We start from the raw sequence: 18,184 nt of genomic DNA on the forward strand, positions 1-18,184 counted from the left end.
ATATCAATAATCCAGATGATCGGCTCCCAATTGACGGATGCCCCTTTTGGGTTAACGGATAGATGAAAAACGGGGGTAAATGTTAAAGGATTACTTTGTAAAAAGAGCTATGGTGTAATCCAAAAGCTCGCTGTTCCCACTTTCGCCATGTCCGGGAACAACGATTGCGGTGTTGGGGTATTTTGATTTGATATCGGAAACGGTTCGGGACCATTCCGCTACGTTGGCATCCCCCAAGAATCCTTTGCTGGCCCCAACTGATTTTACCAAACAACCCCCGAACATGACATCTTCATAGGGGAAATAGGCAATGATATTGTCCGGCGTGTGCCCTTCACCTATAAAGTCGAGGAGTACTTTTTTATTCCCCACACCAATTTCGGTAAGGCCCGTAAATCCGTTCCGTGGACGTTCCCCTTCTTTTTCGGGGAGCAATCCAATCGTCTTTTGGTGGGCATACGAAGCAATCCCCTTTTTATGAAAGCTGCGCAACCCACCAAGGCAATCCTCGTGAAAATGCGTGGCCACAACCGCTTTTACCGAAACATGCTGTGTCTCCAACCAACCCAAGAGTTCTTTGGAAACCGCATCGTCCACTGGGGTATCCAGCACAATAGCCTCCCCGTCATCCAGCACAATCATCCCATTACAAGCCACCTTTCCGAAGCTTTCGGTCTCCAGATAGGAGATGTGGACATAAGTGTGTTCCGAGAGCTGTACAATCTCCAACGTGTCTGTTTTAAGTGTTATATGCCCTTCCTTCTTGCCACAAGAAAATAGCATAAGGACAATCAATAAGGGGAGTGCCCACTTGTTCATCGAAGGATCATTTTTGAATAGGGAACAATGGTTTCATAGCCTTTTGCCCTGAAATAGTCCAAGGATTTTTCATCGCCCGTTGCCAACACAAAATCCCCGCCCCAGGCTCCAAGACTTTTGACCACGCCAAAATAATCTGGAAAAAGGAGTTGTTTCACGGGGGGGATTCCCAAAACTTCGGACAGTAGAATCTCGTGCTCCTCTAGCAATAGTTCAAAATCGCCTAAGGTGGGGGCCAAAATCATCCTTTGGGTGATGTGGGTGATTTTTTGGAGCAAAGTTTCCTTGTCAAATGCTTGTCCCCTATATGCCGCAATGGCCTTTTTACTGCTCTGTTTTTGGTTGAGGTGCACAAAGAAAAGAGAATCCTTGAAAATAGGATCAAAATCAACTTCCTTCACATCCGGAGTTCCATTTTTCAATCGGTAGGTAATGGGCGAATGGTGCTGGGCACAAGCAATGTCATACCCGCTGCCGCCAAAGGCGTTCCAAAGAAGTTGGTAGGCATCTACCCTTGCCCACTGGGCCAAATTGTTGATGAGTGTGGATGAAGTGCCCAGTCCCCAAGAACGTGGAAAACCAAGATGGGTCTCCACCGAGAAACCATCACTGTCCGTCAACAAAAGAGGGTTTTGTGCATTGGCCTCCAAAAGTAAGGTGGTCAATGTTTGGGAGGTTGCCTCATCGGAAGTGGAAAGTATGGCAAAATTATCCAGATCAAATTTTGTTGTGAACCATACCTTGCCTTGCTCATCAAAACTGGTCCATTCCAAAATTCCCGTAGCATTGGGCGTTACCTCGAGGGATTGCCCATAACTCGTGGGAATGGCCAGGCCCAGGGCACCATCCAAAATGGCATATTCTCCAGAGATCAATAGTTTTCCGTTGCTGTAAAAGGCTTTTTTCATTTTTGTGATTGGATTTTCTCCAGTGCCTCCTTGACCGAGGCATTCGTTACCGTATGGTTCTTGAAGTGTTCCACAAGTTGCTGCTTTTCATTTTCCGAAGCCCCCATTTGGTTGAGCATGTTGAGCAAGTGCATCTTCATGTGTCCTTTTTGGATGCCCGTGGTCACCAAAGAACGTACCGCTGCAAAATTCTGGGCCAGTCCCGCCACGGCCACGATCCGCATCAATTCCTTGGCCGAAGGTTTTTGAAGGATATCCAGGGCCAATTTGACCAAAGGATGCAGTGAGGTCAAACCACCGACCGTGCCAAGGGCGAGGGGTACCTCGATCCAAAACGTAAAAATCCCATCTTCGATTTTGGCATACGTCAAACTGGAATAGTGGCCCTCCTTCGCAGCATAGGCATGCACCCCGGCTTCCACGGCCCTAAAATCGTTCCCCGTTGCCAGCACCACGGCATCAATACCGTTCATGATGCCCTTGTTGTGCGTAACGGCGCGATAGGGTTCCACTTTGGCAATGTTCACGGCACGGAGGAACTTTTGTGCAAACTCTTCGGCCGGCATGTCCTTTGTTTCCAATTGGGCAATGGGGCAACTCACCTCTGCCTTTACCAAACAATGGGGCACATAATTGGAAAGGATGCTCATCACCACCTCGATGTTCTTTTCTTCTTCCGAAAAAGCCGCATGCAACTTGGCCTTTTCCTTCAGGGTTTGGGCAAATTGTTCCAAACAGGAATTGATGAAGTTGGCCCCCATGGCATCCAAGGTCTCAAAAGTGCAGTGCAGTTGATGGTATCCCTCTATTTTATCGCTGAGATCACGAAGTTCAATATGGTTGATGCCTCCGCCCCGTTTTTCCATGTTCTGGGTGATGGCGGAAACGCTTTGTAGCAGTTCTGGTTTCAGTGTTGCAAAAAAAACAGTCAGCTTTTTGGGGTCACCTTTATAGATGAAATGGACCTGTCCCACTTTTTCCGTGCCCAAGATCTCCGTTTTGAAACCACCTTTGTCCAACCAAAATTTGGCAGCTTTGCTCGCGGCGGCCACGACCGAACTTTCCTCAATGGTCATCGGAATGGCGTAAAGCTCCCCATCGATCAAAAAATTGGGGGCCACGGCAAAGGGCAGGTAGTAATTGGAAAGCGTGTTCTCTATGAATTCATCATGCAGTTTTTGCACTTGGTGATCCGTGTTCCAATAACGTTCCAACAGTTGTTTGGAGGTCTTGGGGTCTTCCGTGCAATTTTGGGCGATCCAATCTATTTTTTCCGCTTTGGAAAGTTTAGAAAATCCTTCAACGGGAGTTTTCATACGTGTTCGGTTAAAGGAACCAAATATAAGCATACAATCTTTGATTGTGCCTGATCGGATACTTGTGTTCGTTTTCCACGGTGTTTTGTGTGTTCCAAAAACAATTGCGTTGTTGCATTTGCAACAGTAAAGTTTATTATTCCGATAAATATTAGTAAACTTGGGAGTTTTTAATCAATTTTTTCACTTCATGAACAAACAGTCTCTCCTAGTCCTGCTCCTTTTGGGATGTTTGACTTTTTCCGCAGCACAAAAGAAAAAAATAACCCTCGAGGAAATTTGGGGCGGGGCCTTTAGGACCGAATACATGGACGTGCTCCGTTCCATGGACAACGGGACACAATACACCATTTTGAACACCGAACGTTCCCCACGTTCCAGCAGTCTGGACAAGTATGATTACGAGACCTTGCAGAAGGTGGAGACCATCGTGGCCTCTTCGGAAAGCGTGCCCTATTTTTCGTCCTACTCCTTCAGTGATGATGAATCCAAGGTGCTTTTGGCCACCGAGGTAGAACCCATTTTCAGAAGATCACGGCTGGGGATCTATTATGTTTATGATATTGCCACCAAAGGTTTGGTGAAGATATCGGACACCAAGATCCAAGAGCCGACCCTTTCACCCGATGGCAGTCAAGTGGCCTATGTGCTGGACAATAACCTGTACATCATGGACCTGAAGGCAAAGACCACCAAGCAGGCGACCAAAGACGGTAGCAGGGGAACCATCATCAACGGGGTAACCGATTGGGTTTATGAGGAGGAATTCGGATTTGTCCGTGCCTTTGAATGGAACAGTAATGGGACCAAAATCGCTTTCCTAAGGTTCGATGAGACCGAAGTGCCCCATTTTTCCATGGATATGTATGGAAAGGAACTTTACCCCTATCAGCATGAGTTCAAGTACCCCAAAGCGGGCGAGAACAATTCCTTGGTCACGCTGCACATGTATGATGTGGCCTCTGGTAAGATTTCCAATGTGGATTTGGACAATGCCTATTACATCCCAAGGATCAAATGGATGAACAATCCGGATCACTTGAGCGTGCAGACCTTGAACAGGCACCAAGACGATTTGAAGATGTTCGATGTCAAGGCAACCGATAATTCCGTTTCTCTTCTGTTGGAGGAAAAGGATAGTGCTTATGTGGATATTGATGACGATCTAACTTTTTTGGCCGATGATAGTTTTATCTGGACCAGCGAGACTGATGGATACAACCATCTATACCTCTATGGAAAGGATGGAAAATTGAAGAACCAGATCACGCAAGGCCCTTGGGAAGTGACCCGATACTATGGATACGATCAAAAAAACGACCGTATTTTTTACCAATCCGTGGAGAACGGTTCCATCAACAGGGATGTGTACAGTATTTCCACCAAAGGGAAGAAAAAGAAACGCCTTTCCGCGAAAGAGGGCACCAATTCCGCCGCTTTCAGTGCAGACTACACGTATTACATCAATACCTTTTCCAATGCTGCAACGCCTTACGAGTTCACCCTGCACAAGGCATCCGATGGCAAATTGGTGAAAGCCATCAAGGACAATTCAGCTTTGCTGGCCAAATTGGAGGGTTATGAAACCTCACCAAAGGAATTTTCCACCATCAACATCAATGGCAATGACCTGAACATGTGGATGATGAAGCCCGCCGATTTTGATCCCAATAAAGAATATCCCCTTTTTATGTTCCAATATAGCGGCCCAGGTTCCCAATCCGTATCCAACAGTTGGATCAACACCAACGATTATTGGCACCAACTTCTCGTTTCCGAGGGTTACATTGTGGCCTGTGTGGATGGTAGGGGCACCGGACTGAAGGGGCGTGATTTCAAGAAGGTGACCCAAAAGGAATTGGGGAAATATGAAGTGGAAGACCAGATTGCGGTCGCTAAGAAACTGAGCGAGCTTCCTTATATTGACGAGAGCAGAACCGGCATTTGGGGCTGGAGCTATGGTGGTTTTATGTCCACCAACTGCATTTTGAAGGGCAACGATGTTTTTGAGATGGCCATTGCAGTTGCTCCTGTTACTTCATGGAGATTTTACGATTCCATTTATACCGAAAGATACATGCAGACCCCACAGGAAAACCCAAGTGGGTATGATGACAATTCCCCGTTCAACTATCCAGAATTGTTGAAGGGAAAATACCTGTTGGTGCACGGTTCGGGTGACGACAACGTGCACGTCCAGAACAGCATGCGCATGATAGAGGCCCTCGTGCAGGACAACAAGCCATTTGATTGGGCCATCTATCCCGATAAAAACCACGGGATATCTGGTGGCAATACCCGATTGCACCTCTTCAACAAACTGACCAACTTCGTCAAGGAAAATCTATAATCAAACCAATTTAATAACTATGTCAGATGTTTTAAAATCTACTGGAGGCAAACCTAAGTTCAGACATCCAAGAGGATTGTATGTGCTGTTTTCCGCCGAAATGTGGGAGCGCTTTTCATACTACGGTATGCGAGCCATCCTCATTTTGTTCATGACCACTGATGCCGCTCAAGAGGGTCTTGGCCTGACCACCGAAACCGCTGGTGCCGTTTATGGACTTTACACTGCCTCGGTTTATTTGATGACTTTGCCAGGAGGCTGGTTGGCAGATAATATTTTTGGCCAGCGAAAAGCAGTTTTTTATGGAGGTGTCCTGATTATGATAGGCCATTTGATTTTGGCCATTCCTGGCTCCCCGATGATATTTTTCACTGGACTTGCTTTTGTGGCCTTAGGTACCGGGTTATTGAAAGGAAACATCAGCACCTTGGTCGGTGAACTTTATGAAAATGAAGATGGTGCCAAACGAGATGCCGGATTCTCTATTTTTTATATGGGAATCAACTTAGGGTCTTTTGTGGGGCAGATACTGGTTCCCCTTTTGGCGGAATACAACTGGCATTTAGGTTTTGGATTGGCCGCTGTGGGAATGTTGTTGGGACTTATTTCCTATAAATTTTTTGCTCCAAAATATTTGGGGGATATAGGGATGGTTCCTAAGGTCAAACAATTGGAAAAAACTGGAAAAACCAATAAAAAGGGTACCTATGCGATAGTTGCCTTTGTTCTGGTTCTTTTGGTAGTTCTTCAATTCACAGGAAGTATAGATGTAACCACGGCAACTGGTATTGCCCAAGCTTTGGGGCTTATCATTGTGGTGATCACCATGGGATATTTTCTCAACATCCTTTTCAATGGAGGGCTCTCCGTTCCTGAAAAGAAAAAGGTGTCCGTAATATTCATTCTTTTTGTGGGAATTGCCATTTTTTGGTCGGGCTTTGAACAGGCAGCATCATCTTTGAATCTGTTTGCACGCGATTTTACCGATCGATTTATAGGAGGCTGGGAAATGCCTGCAGGGATGTTGCAATCCTTCAATTCCGGTTTCATCATCATTTTTGCTCCCATTGTAGGGGCCATTTGGGTGAAATTGGCAGCTAGGAACATTAATATCAGGACCCCGTTTAAATTTGCAGTCGGACTAATTTTACTTGGATTGGGATTTTGGGTAATGGTTGAAGCTGCCCATGTTGCTGCCAGCGGTGCCAAGGCAGGTATGTTTGCTTTGATACTTACCTATTTCTTGCATTCCATTGGAGAATTGACCATTAGTCCCGTGGGGCTCAGTGCAACCAGTAAATTATCCCCCCGAAAATATTTGGGCCAAATGATGGGTATATGGTTTGTTGGGGCTGCTTTGGGCAATCTGATTGCTGGACTTATCGGAGGCAACTTTGACCCCGAAAATGTGCTTGAAATGCCAAATATTTTCCTCAACGTAGTTTGGGTTTCGGTTGGGGCCGGATTGATATTCTTTGCAGCCAGTCCGTTCATCAAAAAATGGATGGGAGACGTTACCTAGTAGCTTTTGGTATATCAGCATTAAAATCAAAATATCCCTTTTCACCCGTGTAGTGGAAAGGGATTCCTTTTTGGGCACAGGTCTTTTTCCAGCGTAGCACCACATTTTTGTAATTGCTGCCATCAGCCAAGATCATTTTGGGCCCAATGGAATCCAACAACCGCCCCAGATTGATTTTTGGCGACTGGGTGAGCAACACATAATCGGGCTGCTTTTCCAAAGGAAATAGCCCAAGGCTGTCCATGATGTAGAGCCTTTTTTGGCCCATCAGATAACTGTTTTTGAGTGGTGACAGGGTCGTGTTTTGGATGCGCTCCGCAACAGCATAGTCCAAGGCCAGACTTCCCAGATTGGTAGTGTCGGTGGACAAGATCTTGAGGTTTCTACCCGTTTGGTGAAGCAAAACCGTGTTTCGTGATTTGTGCGCAAGGACCAATGCTTCTTTTTGCTGCAGTTGGGTCTCGTTCCAAATGTTCCAAACTTGAAAGACCATGATTCCGCCAAAGAATACCAAGCCCATTTTCCATTTGGGTCTGGACAGAAAAGTGACCAAGGCTATCGCAATGAAATAGCCCAGCACCAGTTGCACAGCATCGAACGGAATGTCCTTGATAATAAAACTTTCTTGGCGTGCCACCCACCCCACAATCGAATTCATCATCCTGATGGTCCAGTTGAATCCATCGACCAAAAAAGCGGGGAGCAGATCGGCCAATGCCAATGCAATGACCAAAACTCCCAGGCCCAATATCAATCCCAAAAAAGGGATGATAAGCAGGTTGGAAACAAAGAATAGGGCGGGAAACTGGTGAAAATAGAACAAACTGATGGGCAACACGCCCAATTGGGCCGCAACGCTCACCGAAAGTAACTGCCACGTTTTTCGGATGACGATATTTTCCGGAAACCAGAACCGTTGCAGTTTTGGATAGATCCAAACAATGGCGAAAACCGCCGCATAGCTCATCTGGAACCCCACTTGGAACAGGAACAATGGTTTCACCAGCAATATGGTCAATATGGAAAGTGCAATGATATTGAACGAGTTGGTGGGACGGTTGAGGGACATGGAGTAGGCCAGAAAGGAAAACATGGTCACCGCACGCACAATGGAAGGGGACAGGCCCGCAACAAAGGCGTACGTCCAAAGTAACAAAACGATCACGACCAGTTTCAAGGTTTTGCCTTTAGGCAAACGTTCCAATGGGGTCAAAAGAAATTGAAGCAACAGCAGGAGAATGCCCACATGGAGTCCGGAAACCGCCAAGATATGGACCGCACCCGCATTTTTATAGTTGTCATAGGTGCTTTCGGAAATATCGTCCCGTTGGCCCAGCAAGAGGGCTTGGATCACTGCGAGCTCATCGCCCCCGAAATTTTCTTTCTTCAATTTTGAAATGATGTGCTCCCTGAATCCTTGGGCTTTGCCCAAAAGTGTAGGGGATGGATTTTTTTCAATGACAATGGATTCAAGATTGGACCTGATCTGATGATAGACCCCTTGCTTTTCCAGATAGTCCTTGTAATTGAACTGATATGGGTTCAAGGGCGGTTGGATGGTCTCTGGCCTCGAAAGCACGAACACTTCATCATCTACCCTGAGCTTGGTCCTTCCCGAATCCGAAGGAAGCACCAAGAGTATGCTCCCCTGTTTTTCTTCTTCCCCCACTAAATTCACTTGGGCAATATAGCGCTGGGTATAGGGATTGGGTTTGAGTACCTCCCTCACCTTTAGGTGCCAGAGGTTTTTCTTGACCAGATCTTGGTCGGAATAATGGCGCGGCATACCATTCGATGTTGCCATTCCAACAACGAAGATTCCCAGACACAATGAAGTTGCCATGGTCTCCAGCTCAAAATACGGGAACCCTTCCCTAGGTTGTCTTTTGCCCGTCCAAAAAAGAACGGATAGCAAGAGCACCAAACAGGTCAAGGGCACGAGCGGTACGACATCGGCATAAAAACCGATCACAATGCCCAAAATGACCCACAGTGTGAGTTTAATGGACACAAAATTGAGTTGCTGCACTATAGGATACGCATCGCCTTCACAAAAGCGTGGTTCCAGTACCCTTCCCGTAATGAGGATACCAGAACGCCCCGAGAGGTCGTGGCGTGGATGAACTGTATGTCATCGCCGTCCACTTCCACCACAAGGCCCACGTGGTTGATGCGTTTTCCTGTTTTTGAGGTCTGAAAATAGAGCAGATCGCCTTTTTGCACGTCTTCCACCCTTATTTTTTGGCCTTCTAGGGCCATCTGATGAGAAGCTCGCGGAAAAGGGATGTCGTTTTCCTTTAAGGAAACATAAACCAAACCAGAGCAGTCCATGCCCTTATTGGTGGTGCCCCCATACTTGTACCGGGTTCCTGAAAAAGTCATCGCAGTGGAGATGATGGCCTCGGCCTTATCATTTTTTCGTTCATCCTTTTTCCGCTCTTCCTTTTTGGGTCTGGGTACGGAGATGGTGTTTTCGGTGGACCCCTCTACCGAAACGGTTCGGGTCTTGCTGTAGGTTCGTTTCTTTTTACCGGGACCACAGGCCGTAACGGTAAAAATCAATAGTAAGATTATGGTTTTTCGTAACATCCAAGAATAGATTTACTTTCTTGGATGATAAAACTACGCATTTTCAACGATTAATCGGGCGGCCAATTCACTAGCCCCCTCTCCGCCCAATTTTTCTTTAAGCAGTTTGTAATCGAAAAGGATGCGCTCACGCTGGGGACCTTCAATGATCTTGGAAAGTTCTTTTTGAAGATTTTTTGTTGTCAATTCACTCTGAATCAATTCCTTGACAACCTCTCGACCCATGATGAGGTTGACCAGGGATATATAGTCCAAAGTGATGATGCGCTTTGCAATTTGGTAGGAAATCCAGTTGCCTTTGTAGCAGACCACCTGGGGAATGCCAAAAAGAGCGGTCTCCAAGGTCGCTGTTCCGCTGGTGACCAATGCGGCATGGGAATGCTTGAGCAGGGTATAGGTCTTATTGGAAACATAGTTCACAGTGTCCCCTTTCAGGAATGGAACATAGAAATCATCGGAAAGGCTCGGTGCCCCTGCAATGACAAATTGGTGGTCGGGAAAATCTTTTTTGACCGATAGCATCACGTCCAACATCTTCTGGACTTCCTGTTTTCTGCTGCCGGGAAGCAGGGCTATGATGGGTTTGTCGGGGTCCAGATTGTTTTCCTTTCTAAAAGTTTCATTATCCTGAAGCGGGGTGCTCGCTATGGCATCGATCAAAGGGTGGCCTACAAAGTGGACGGGATAGTTGTGCTTTTTCCCATAAAAATCCTTTTCAAAGGGAAGGATCACATACATGGCATCAATGTCCCGCTTGATTTTTTTGATCCGGCCCTCCCTTGAGGCCCAGATTTGGGGCGAAATGTAATAATTGGTCTTGAATCCATTTTCCTTGGCCCATTTGGCTATCCGAAGGTTGAACCCTGAAAAATCGATAAAAATAACCACATCCGGGCTGAACTTCTTGATGTCCTCCTTGCAGTAGGCAATGTTTTTAAAGATGGTGGGAATGTTCTTGATCACCTCCAGAAAACCCATAAAGGCCATGTCCTTGTAATGTTTGGCCAATTCGCCTCCGGCCTTTTGCATCAGATCACCGCCCCAGCAACGGATTTCGGCCGATGGGTCTTCCTTCTTCAAGGCCTTGATGAGGTTGGACCCATGCAGGTCCCCAGATGCTTCGCCGGCTATGATGTAATATTTCATGGGTAAGTGTCAAATTCAAATTGAAACATCAAGTTCAAAATTAAATTCCGGTAAGGCCTATTAACGTTGAACTTGTTCTTGGACTTTTTGGTCAAGACATCACTTTATACAATAGGATAATCAGGGCAGTGACCAAGGTGGCCAACATGACTCCTCTTGCCCTAAGGTCCCGTTTGATGCGCAGAAAGCCAAAAAAGGCAATCAGGTTCAAGATGGCTCCCAGTGCCAAGAGACTGCCAATGTGTCCTTGGCTTACGGCCGCATTGAAGGTGTCCACGATGCCCAGGTCCGAAAATATCAGTATGTAAAGCAATGTGCCAAAGGTGTTTGCAATGATGCCTACGATAAAACCGATCAAAATCTCTTTATTCTTGCCCATTTAAGTTCCAGTTGTTGATTTGTGGTATGGCATGATGTGCCGTTAGGTCAAATTGTGTGGGAACAATCGATATATAGCCCTGGGCCAAGGCCCATTCGTCCGTGTCCTCTCCTTTGTCCAATAGTTCAAACTCCCCGGTGAGCCAATAATAGTCCTTCCCAGAGGGGCTAGTGCGCTTATCAAACTGCTCTTTCCAATTGCCCCTGGCCTGTCTGCAGATCTTGATGCCCTTGGGAGCTGTCTTGGTCTTGGGAATGTTCACATTGAGCACGGTTCCCTTGGGAATCCCGTTGGTCAACGCCTCCGAAACTATTTTTTTGATGGCCCCCAGCGATGGTTCAAAGTCGGCTTCCCAAGAATAGTCGCACAGGGAAAAACCTATGGCGGGAATTCCCTCGATGCCTGCCTCGATGGCAGCGCTCATGGTGCCTGAATAAATCACATTTATGGATGAATTGGACCCATGGTTGATGCCGCTCACACAGATGTCCGGCGTTCTGTCCAAAATGACCCGAAGGGCCAGTTTTACACAATCGGCGGGAGTGCCGCTACAACTGTATTCAATGGGGGCACCTTCCTTTTGGTCCACCACTACTTTTTTGGAAAAAAGGGTGCTGTCCACCGAGATGGCGTGCCCCATGCCCGATTGGGGGCTGTCCGGGGCAACCACGACCACATCGCCCAGTTCCTTCATGGTACGTATCAAGGCCCTGAGCCCTGGGGCGGTTATTCCATCATCATTGGTGACCAGTATGAGCGGTTTTTCCATTTCATATAATTATTGGCATAAAAATACGTTTTTCAAAAGGATATGAAGCCCTGGTCGTTTAACAAAAAATTAAAACCTCCATACAGAACTGGCATGGTTTTTTCTGTATCTTAGGGAATTCGTACAAGTAGAAACGACGGATGACGTAATGAAGATTTGACGGTATGAGGTCAGATAATTTCGCTCCCGAATAAAACCATATTTATGAAAAAGAACTTCATCTTGGCACTTTTGGTAATTCTTGTGGCAGTAGCCTCTTGTAGTTTTACCAATAAGTCCTTCGAAAATGATGACAAGGACAAGTTATTACTGGAATTGATTACTTATGTTTTGGAGAGGGGACACTATGAGCCCAAGGATTTGAACGATAGTTTCAGCTCCAATGTATTTGATGATTTCATCGATATCATGGACCCCACAAAAAGATATTTCCTTGAAAGTGATGTCAAGGAATTTGAAAAGTACCGCTTCATGATCGATGACGAGATCAAGAACACCGACATCACTTTTTTCAATGTAGTGTACCAACGTTTGATGGTCCGTATGGAAGAGGCCAAGGTAATTTACAAAGAAGTACTTTCCGAGCCTTTTGACTATACCGCGAATGAAACCATCAATATCGATTATGCCGACCAAGAGTTTGCCTCCAACAAAAAGGAACTTAAGGAACGTTGGAGAAAGCAGCTCAAGTACAACACCTTGACCGTTTTTCAGGACAAGATAGAGAACAGGATTTCCGATGCAGCTGACAATGCAGATGCCGCAAGCGATTTTTCTTTGGCATTCAGCGATATCCCTGGAACAGTGGATAAGGCCCTTACCGAGGAAGAGGCCAGAGAGGTGACAGAGACCACTTTGGACGAGTACTTCGATTTTGTTGATGACCTCGAGAGAAAGGATTGGTTTGTGCAGTACCTCAATACCATAGTGGAGGAATTTGATCCCCACACCTTCTATTTTGCACCCGATGAAAAGGAGAAGTTTGATATTGGGATGTCAGGTAAGTTTGAAGGGATAGGTGCCAGGTTGCAGAAAAAGCCCGAAGGCGCCAAAATTGTCGAAATCATATCAGGTGGTCCTGTCTGGAGAGATCAGACCCTAGAAGTGGGCGATGAGATATTGAAAGTGGGACAAGAAGGTGAAGAGCCCATCAACATTGTGGGAATGCGCCTGGACGACGCCATAAAACTGATCAAGGGACCTAAGGGCTCCGTGGTGGACCTTACCGTCAGAAGAGTGGACGGGACCATTGAGACCGTTTCCATCACCAGGGATGTCGTGGAGCTTGAGGAGTCTTATGCAAAATCAGCCACCATAGATAGTGATGACATTAGATACGGTTTGATCAATCTTCCAAAATTCTATGTGGATTTTGAGGATTACACCGAACGCAATGCTGCCACCGATGTGGCCATGGAAGTCGAGCGTTTGAAAGAAGCAGGTGCGGAAGGCATCATTTTGGACCTTAGGGACAATGGAGGGGGTTCCTTGAAGACTGTAGTGGAAATGGCGGGACTGTTCATCAAGGATGGCCCAATTGTGCAGGTCCGCTCTTCTGGACAGCGCAAAGAAATCCATGAGGATAAGGACGAACGTATCCAATGGGATGGCCCGTTGGTGATATTGGTGAACGAATTGTCCGCATCCGCCTCAGAGATTTTGGCAGCCGCCATGCAGGACTACAAAAGAGCGGTCATTATCGGAAGCAAACAGACCTTTGGTAAAGGAACCGTGCAAAATGTGATTCCATTGGACAATATCGTTCGAAGCAATGAGCATGGAGATCTTGGGGCCATTAAGTTGACTACGCAAAAATTCTATAGGATCAATGGGGGCTCTACCCAGTTGGAAGGTGTCAAAAGTGATATCGTTGTCCCGGACCGATACAGTTATATCGACCTAGGCGAAAGGGACCAACAGAACCCATTGGGCTGGGATAAGATCACCCCTGCAGATTATAAGGTGTGGGATGGTTATATCGATTTTGAGACTGCCGTGGAAAACAGCAAGAAACGAATGGCCAACAATGAACAGATCAAATTGATAGAGGAAAACGCAAAATGGATCAAGGAGCAACAGGATGAAAATGTGATTCCTTTGAGTTATGATGCCTATGTGAAAAAGGCGGATGAAGCCAAAAAGCGTTCAGATAAGTTCAAGAGCCTAAGGGATTACGATTCCAAACTGTCCTTCGGTTCACTCAGGTATGAAACCGAACTCTTTGTTCAGGACTCCGTACTTAGGGAGAAAAGGGACAGATGGCACAAGGAACTGGCCAAGGACATTTATGTGGAAGAGGCCGTGAATGTGCTGAAGGATCTTCATATGAACAACATTAAAAATGGAGAAAGAAAACTGGCCAGCGTAAAAGGATGATCAGTTTGTAAAGAATGGAAAGGACCGACCCTTTAGGGTCGGTTTTGTTTTTCTATAAACCCGACCAAGATTGAGAGCGAAGACCCTATACAGTATATTGATCGTTGTCTGCATCATTGGCTTTTGGCTGTTTGAGAATTTTTACACCCCAGACACTTACCCAAACCCGCAGAGTACTGGAACTCCAGAAGTAGAAATGGATTATTTGCCCAGTTCCACTACAGGGGAAGTGATCAACCATGAATTCTATACCCTTTCCTATAGTGAACCCCACGAACAAGCGGAGTGGGTGGTCTATGAACTCAAAAAAAGCCATTTGACCAATGATGACCGGAAACGGCCCTATTTTATTGAAGACCCCAAAGTGTCAACCAAATCAGCGGATTGGCGGAACTATAGGGGCTCAGGCTACGATAGGGGACACCTTTGTCCGGCGGGTGACAGGCGGTTTTCGGAACAGGCGTATAACGAGACCTTCTACACCAGCAACATCAGCCCGCAGGACAGGGAGTTCAATGCTGGGGTATGGAACCGGTTGGAACAGCAGGTCCGCAATTGGTGCAGAACATATGGGGACCTGATCGTCATCACTGGTGGAGTGCTGGAAGAAGGATTGGAAGAGATCGGGGATGAGGATGTGGATGTGCCCAGAGCGTTTTATAAAATAGTCCTTCGGAAAGAGGGGGAGCAGGTGAAGGCCTTGGCCTTTTTGATGGACGCAAGGGAAAGTCAAGCTCCTCTGGATACTTTTTTGGTGCCCATAGCCACTTTGGAAGTGCGGACAAGGGTGGATTTTTTTCAGAAACAGCCCCAATCTTGGCAAGACCGGGTCGAGAAAACAATCGATGCTTCGGGTTGGGACTTTTAGATACCGTCCTTTAATCGGTTGGAATCCAGTTTTAGGAAGATGAAGAGCAGCATCGAGAAAAAGATGAGTCCAGAACCCCCATAACTGAAAAAAGGAAGGGGAACACCTATGGTGGGGAGCAGCCCGATCACCATTCCAATGTTGATGAAATAGTGGAACACCAAAATGGAGATGACCCCGTAACCATACATCCGGCTGAAATCACTTTTTTGACGCTCCGCGAGATGGATAAGCCTTAAAAAGAAAATGGAGAACAGTAAAATAACGGTCATGGTTCCCAAAAACCCCCATTCCTCGCCCACGGAACTGAAAATGTAATCCGTGTGCTGTTCCGGTACAAAATCGCCCTTGGTCCGGGTGCCTTCCAGAAAACCCTTTCCAAAAAAACCGCCCGATTCGATGGCCTTTTCAGACTGATAGGTGTTGTATCCGATGGTCTTACGGATTTCCTCCAACTTCTTTTCGTCCTTTTCCAAGCTCAACCAAAGGGCAAAGCGATCTCTATGGCGTTGTTCAAAAACATGCTCGTACACCAAGTTTACCGAAAGTGAGAAGAGAATGGAAACAATGATGACCCCCACCACAGGTAGAACGGGAATCTTTACGGAAGCTTTTTTGAAGGTATAGATCAATAACGCGAGTATGACCAACCCTATGGTGACCCAGACCGTTCCGAACATGAGCGTGGTCGCGAACAGTACTACCGCGACCAATAGAATTCCTAAATAATAGAGCGGAAATCCTTCCCTGAAGAGCACAAAGAACAGGGAGAAATAAATGAGAGAGCTACCGGGGTCGGGTTGCGGCAATATGAGCAGTGCGGGCAATAGAATGATCACCAAGGCGTACATTTGGTGCTTTCGGGTCCGAATGTCTGTCTGAATATCACTGAGGAACTTGGCCAATGCAAGTGCCGTTGTCATTTTGGCCAATTCGGAGGGTTGTAGGTTGAAAAAACCCAAATTGTACCATGAAGTGGCACCAGCTATCGTCTTTCCAAACACGAAGAGTCCCAAAAGCAGGACAATGGAGACCAGATAAAAAATGGAAGCAAACCGTTCAAAGAAACTGGACTCCACAAAGAGCACCAAGATAATTCCCAATACGGCAATGCCGAAAAAGAAAAGTTGCTTTCCGTAAAGTGTGGAGAAATCAAAAATGGAACTGTCCGTGTCGGTCAAGGAAGTGGAGTAGATGTTGATCCACCCAATGAAGACCAAAAGCAAATACAAAATAACCGATATCCAATCAATTCTTCCAAAGGGACCCTTACCACTCACGCTGATTTATTTTGAAAGGTTCCCCACTGTAGGGTTTGGCATATTCATGCTCCAAGGTTTTTTCCAGCATCTTTTTTTCCAGATCGGTCCGCGAAATCTCACCCTTGATGTATTTTTCAATCAGAAGAGAGGCAATGTGCCCTGCATATCGTGCACCGAAATATCCATTTTCAATATAAACCGCTATGGCAATTTGTGGATTTTCCACCGGAGCGAAGCAAACAAATACCGAGTGGTCCGTGAGCTGCATGCGTTCGCCATCTATACGAACAAAGTTTTCCACGGTACCTGTCTTGCCCGCAATATCCACTCCGGGAATCTTGAGCCATCTTGCAGTACCATATTCATATACATTGGCCATTCCCTCGATGACGGGATCAAAATGCTTTCGGTCTATGGTGGTATAGTTGGGTTCGGTGTATTTGGGGTCAATGGCCCCTGAACCTCCAATTTTTTTGATGATATGGGGTGTGTAAAAATAACCACGGTTGGCAATGGCTGCCGTCATATTGGCCAACTGCAAAGGGGTCGCAGCAACTTCTCCCTGACCGATGGAATTGGAAATGATGGTTGATGCGGCCCATCTGCCATCACCATACCATTTGTCATAATAGGTTTTGTCCGGAATCCTGCCCGGAGCCCCCGTAGGGAGGTCGGTACCCAAATAACCTCCAAGGCCAAAACTTTTCATGTGTTTTTCCCAAGCATCCATCCCTTGGTCCGTCGTAGGGTATTTGTCATATATTTTTCGGAACACTCCGGCAAAATAGGCATTGCAGGATTGGTAGATACCAGAGTTCATATCCCTTACCCCACCACCACAGTGGCAGCCCCTCAAGGTGTTCCCGACATAAAAACCATGGTAGCACCTAAAGGTGGTTTCCGGGGTCACCACCCCTTCCTGAAGGGCGATGAGCGCATTCAGCGTCTTAAAGGGCGATCCAGGCGAAGGTTGTGCCAAAATGGAACGGTCCCAAGTTGGCTTCGCGATGGAATCATAATGCAGTTTGCTGTAATTTTTGGAGCGTTCCCTGCCCACCAATAGCGCGGGGTCATAGGTGGGGCCTGAAATCATGGCCAAGATCTCGCCCGTTTTGGGTTCTATGGCGACAACGCCACCCCGTTTGCCATGCATGAGCTTCTCACCATATTCTTGGAGCTCTTTGTCCAAAGTGATCTGTATCTCATTTCCTGGCTTGGGCAAGGTGTCCAATTTCCCTTCTTTGTATGGGCCGATATCGCGATTAAAACGGTCTTTTTGGATGTGCTTTACGCCTTTTCTACCCCTTAGCTCCTCTTCATATTGCTTTTCAATGCCCGTATGTCCCTTGAGTTCACCGGCCACATAGTAGGGATTGTTCTTGAGTTCCCATTCGTTCACCTCGCTGATATAGCCCAGCACATTGGCCGCACTGTGGGTGTTGTAGTAGCGCAAGGATCTTTTTTGGATGTAGAAGCCCGTGAAATGGCGCATTTTTTCCTGGAGTTTGGCATAGTCTTCCTTGGAAAGTTGGGGCACCAGTACAGAGGGCAGCCGGGGCGAATAGTGGCGTGCAACATTCATCTTGGAGACAAAAGTGGCCTTGTCTATGCCCAAGAGTGTACAGAATTCGAGGGTGTCCAGAGGCTTGACCTCCCTAGGGATGACCATGACGTCATAGGCAGGCTGGTTGCCCACCATGAGTTTCCCGTCCCGATCATAGATGTACCCACGTTCCGGATAATCGTAGATTTTTTTGATGGCAGGATCATCCAATATCTGATCGGGGGAAAAACGAAATAGCTGCAAATAGGAGAGCCTCCCAATGAAGGTGAACCCTATAATGACGATAATGGATGACAATAACAGCTTTTTCATAATC

Annotated in this window: 14 protein-coding genes; 4 read left to right on the forward strand and 10 right to left on the reverse strand. The window is 46.6% G+C overall.

Annotated features, from left to right (window positions below; translation table 11 throughout):
- Positions 1-90: 90 nt before the first annotated feature.
- The 3 genes from bla to FOT42_RS08295 are packed head-to-tail and all read right to left on the reverse strand — an operon-like array spanning position 91 to position 3,043.
- A complete protein-coding gene (gene bla, locus FOT42_RS08285) occupies positions 91-819 on the reverse strand; it encodes a subclass B1 metallo-beta-lactamase (protein WP_151890105.1) in 729 nt (242 codons plus the stop codon).
- On the reverse strand, positions 816-1,727 hold the full coding sequence (locus FOT42_RS08290) for a GYDIA family GHMP kinase (protein WP_151890106.1): 912 nt from the start codon (positions 1,725-1,727) through the stop codon (positions 816-818). The genes bla and FOT42_RS08290 overlap by 4 nt, the downstream gene beginning before the upstream one ends.
- On the reverse strand, positions 1,724-3,043 hold the full coding sequence (locus FOT42_RS08295) for a hydroxymethylglutaryl-CoA reductase, degradative (protein WP_151890107.1): 1,320 nt from the start codon (positions 3,041-3,043) through the stop codon (positions 1,724-1,726). Before FOT42_RS08295 ends, FOT42_RS08290 begins: the two co-directional genes overlap by 4 nt.
- 190 nt (positions 3,044-3,233) lie before the next feature.
- On the opposite strand from FOT42_RS08295, the gene FOT42_RS08300 reads away from it, so the two are divergent.
- On the forward strand, positions 3,234-5,393 hold the full coding sequence (locus FOT42_RS08300; protein ID WP_151890108.1) for a S9 family peptidase: 2,160 nt from the start codon (positions 3,234-3,236) through the stop codon (positions 5,391-5,393).
- A 19-nt stretch (positions 5,394-5,412) separates the two neighbouring features.
- Complete coding sequence (locus tag FOT42_RS08305) at positions 5,413-6,915, forward strand: peptide MFS transporter (protein ID WP_151890109.1); 1,503 nt, start codon at positions 5,413-5,415, stop codon at positions 6,913-6,915.
- Here the strand turns inward: FOT42_RS08305 and FOT42_RS08310 are convergent.
- The 5 genes from FOT42_RS08310 to surE all read right to left on the reverse strand — a co-directional run bounded on the left by FOT42_RS08310 (position 6,908) and on the right by surE (position 11,798).
- Positions 6,908-8,926 carry a ComEC/Rec2 family competence protein gene (locus FOT42_RS08310; protein ID WP_151890110.1) on the reverse strand — a complete coding sequence of 673 codons (2,019 nt, stop codon included), beginning with the start codon at positions 8,924-8,926 and terminating at the stop codon, positions 6,908-6,910. The genes FOT42_RS08305 and FOT42_RS08310 overlap by 8 nt on opposite strands.
- A 17-nt stretch (positions 8,927-8,943) precedes the next feature.
- Entirely contained in the window at positions 8,944-9,504 is a 561-nt protein-coding gene (locus FOT42_RS08315; RefSeq protein ID WP_151890111.1) for a C40 family peptidase, read from the reverse strand.
- A 33-nt stretch (positions 9,505-9,537) separates the two neighbouring features.
- Positions 9,538-10,650, reverse strand: a complete 1,113-nt coding sequence (gene lpxB, locus FOT42_RS08320) for a lipid-A-disaccharide synthase (RefSeq protein ID WP_151890112.1) — start codon at positions 10,648-10,650, stop codon at positions 9,538-9,540.
- Positions 10,651-10,741: 91 nt separating this feature from the next.
- Positions 10,742-11,029 (reverse strand): hypothetical protein, encoded by a 288-nt coding sequence (locus tag FOT42_RS08325; RefSeq protein ID WP_151890113.1) that lies wholly within the window; start codon positions 11,027-11,029, stop codon positions 10,742-10,744.
- A complete protein-coding gene (surE, locus tag FOT42_RS08330; RefSeq protein WP_151890114.1) occupies positions 11,016-11,798 on the reverse strand; it encodes a 5'/3'-nucleotidase SurE in 783 nt (260 codons plus the stop codon). Before surE ends, FOT42_RS08325 begins: the two co-directional genes overlap by 14 nt.
- Before the next feature lie 204 nt (positions 11,799-12,002).
- On the opposite strand from surE, the gene FOT42_RS08335 reads away from it, so the two are divergent.
- Complete coding sequence (locus FOT42_RS08335) at positions 12,003-14,174, forward strand: carboxy terminal-processing peptidase (RefSeq protein ID WP_151890115.1); 2,172 nt, start codon at positions 12,003-12,005, stop codon at positions 14,172-14,174.
- Between the two features lie 70 nt (positions 14,175-14,244).
- The gene (locus FOT42_RS08340) at positions 14,245-15,042 is read left to right on the forward strand and encodes a DNA/RNA non-specific endonuclease (RefSeq protein WP_151890116.1); all 798 of its coding nucleotides are present in this window, start codon (positions 14,245-14,247) and stop codon (positions 15,040-15,042) included.
- Here FOT42_RS08340 and rodA read toward each other — a convergent pair.
- Together rodA and FOT42_RS08350 are read right to left on the reverse strand one after the other, a co-directional pair.
- Entirely contained in the window at positions 15,039-16,322 is a 1,284-nt protein-coding gene (gene rodA, locus FOT42_RS08345) for a rod shape-determining protein RodA (protein ID WP_151890117.1), read from the reverse strand. The genes FOT42_RS08340 and rodA overlap by 4 nt on opposite strands.
- On the reverse strand, positions 16,312-18,180 hold the full coding sequence (locus FOT42_RS08350; protein ID WP_151890118.1) for a peptidoglycan D,D-transpeptidase FtsI family protein: 1,869 nt from the start codon (positions 18,178-18,180) through the stop codon (positions 16,312-16,314). The genes rodA and FOT42_RS08350 overlap by 11 nt, the downstream gene beginning before the upstream one ends.
- Between the last annotated feature and the right edge of the window lie 4 nt (positions 18,181-18,184).

It is taken from the genome of Flagellimonas hadalis (genome assembly GCF_007785775.2).
In the GTDB taxonomy this organism is placed as follows: Bacteria; Bacteroidota; Bacteroidia; order Flavobacteriales; family Flavobacteriaceae; genus Flagellimonas; species Flagellimonas hadalis.

Excerpts from the sequence above, each read along its gene's own strand:
- FOT42_RS08335 (WP_151890115.1), top strand. The coding sequence starts at position 12,003 with ATGAAAAAGAACTTCATCTTGGCACTTTTGGTAATTCTTGTGGCAGTA.
- FOT42_RS08290 (WP_151890106.1), bottom strand. The coding sequence starts at position 1,727 with ATGAAAAAAGCCTTTTACAGCAACGGAAAACTATTGATCTCTGGAGAA.
- bla (WP_151890105.1), bottom strand. The coding sequence starts at position 819 with ATGAACAAGTGGGCACTCCCCTTATTGATTGTCCTTATGCTATTTTCT.
- FOT42_RS08295 (WP_151890107.1), bottom strand. The coding sequence starts at position 3,043 with ATGAAAACTCCCGTTGAAGGATTTTCTAAACTTTCCAAAGCGGAAAAA.
- surE (WP_151890114.1), bottom strand. The coding sequence starts at position 11,798 with ATGGAAAAACCGCTCATACTGGTCACCAATGATGATGGAATAACCGCC.
- FOT42_RS08350 (WP_151890118.1), bottom strand. The coding sequence starts at position 18,180 with ATGAAAAAGCTGTTATTGTCATCCATTATCGTCATTATAGGGTTCACC.
- FOT42_RS08325 (WP_151890113.1), bottom strand. The coding sequence starts at position 11,029 with ATGGGCAAGAATAAAGAGATTTTGATCGGTTTTATCGTAGGCATCATT.
- FOT42_RS08300 (WP_151890108.1), top strand. The coding sequence starts at position 3,234 with ATGAACAAACAGTCTCTCCTAGTCCTGCTCCTTTTGGGATGTTTGACT.
- FOT42_RS08315 (WP_151890111.1), bottom strand. The coding sequence starts at position 9,504 with ATGTTACGAAAAACCATAATCTTACTATTGATTTTTACCGTTACGGCC.
- lpxB (WP_151890112.1), bottom strand. The coding sequence starts at position 10,650 with ATGAAATATTACATCATAGCCGGCGAAGCATCTGGGGACCTGCATGGG.
- FOT42_RS08305 (WP_151890109.1), top strand. The coding sequence starts at position 5,413 with ATGTCAGATGTTTTAAAATCTACTGGAGGCAAACCTAAGTTCAGACAT.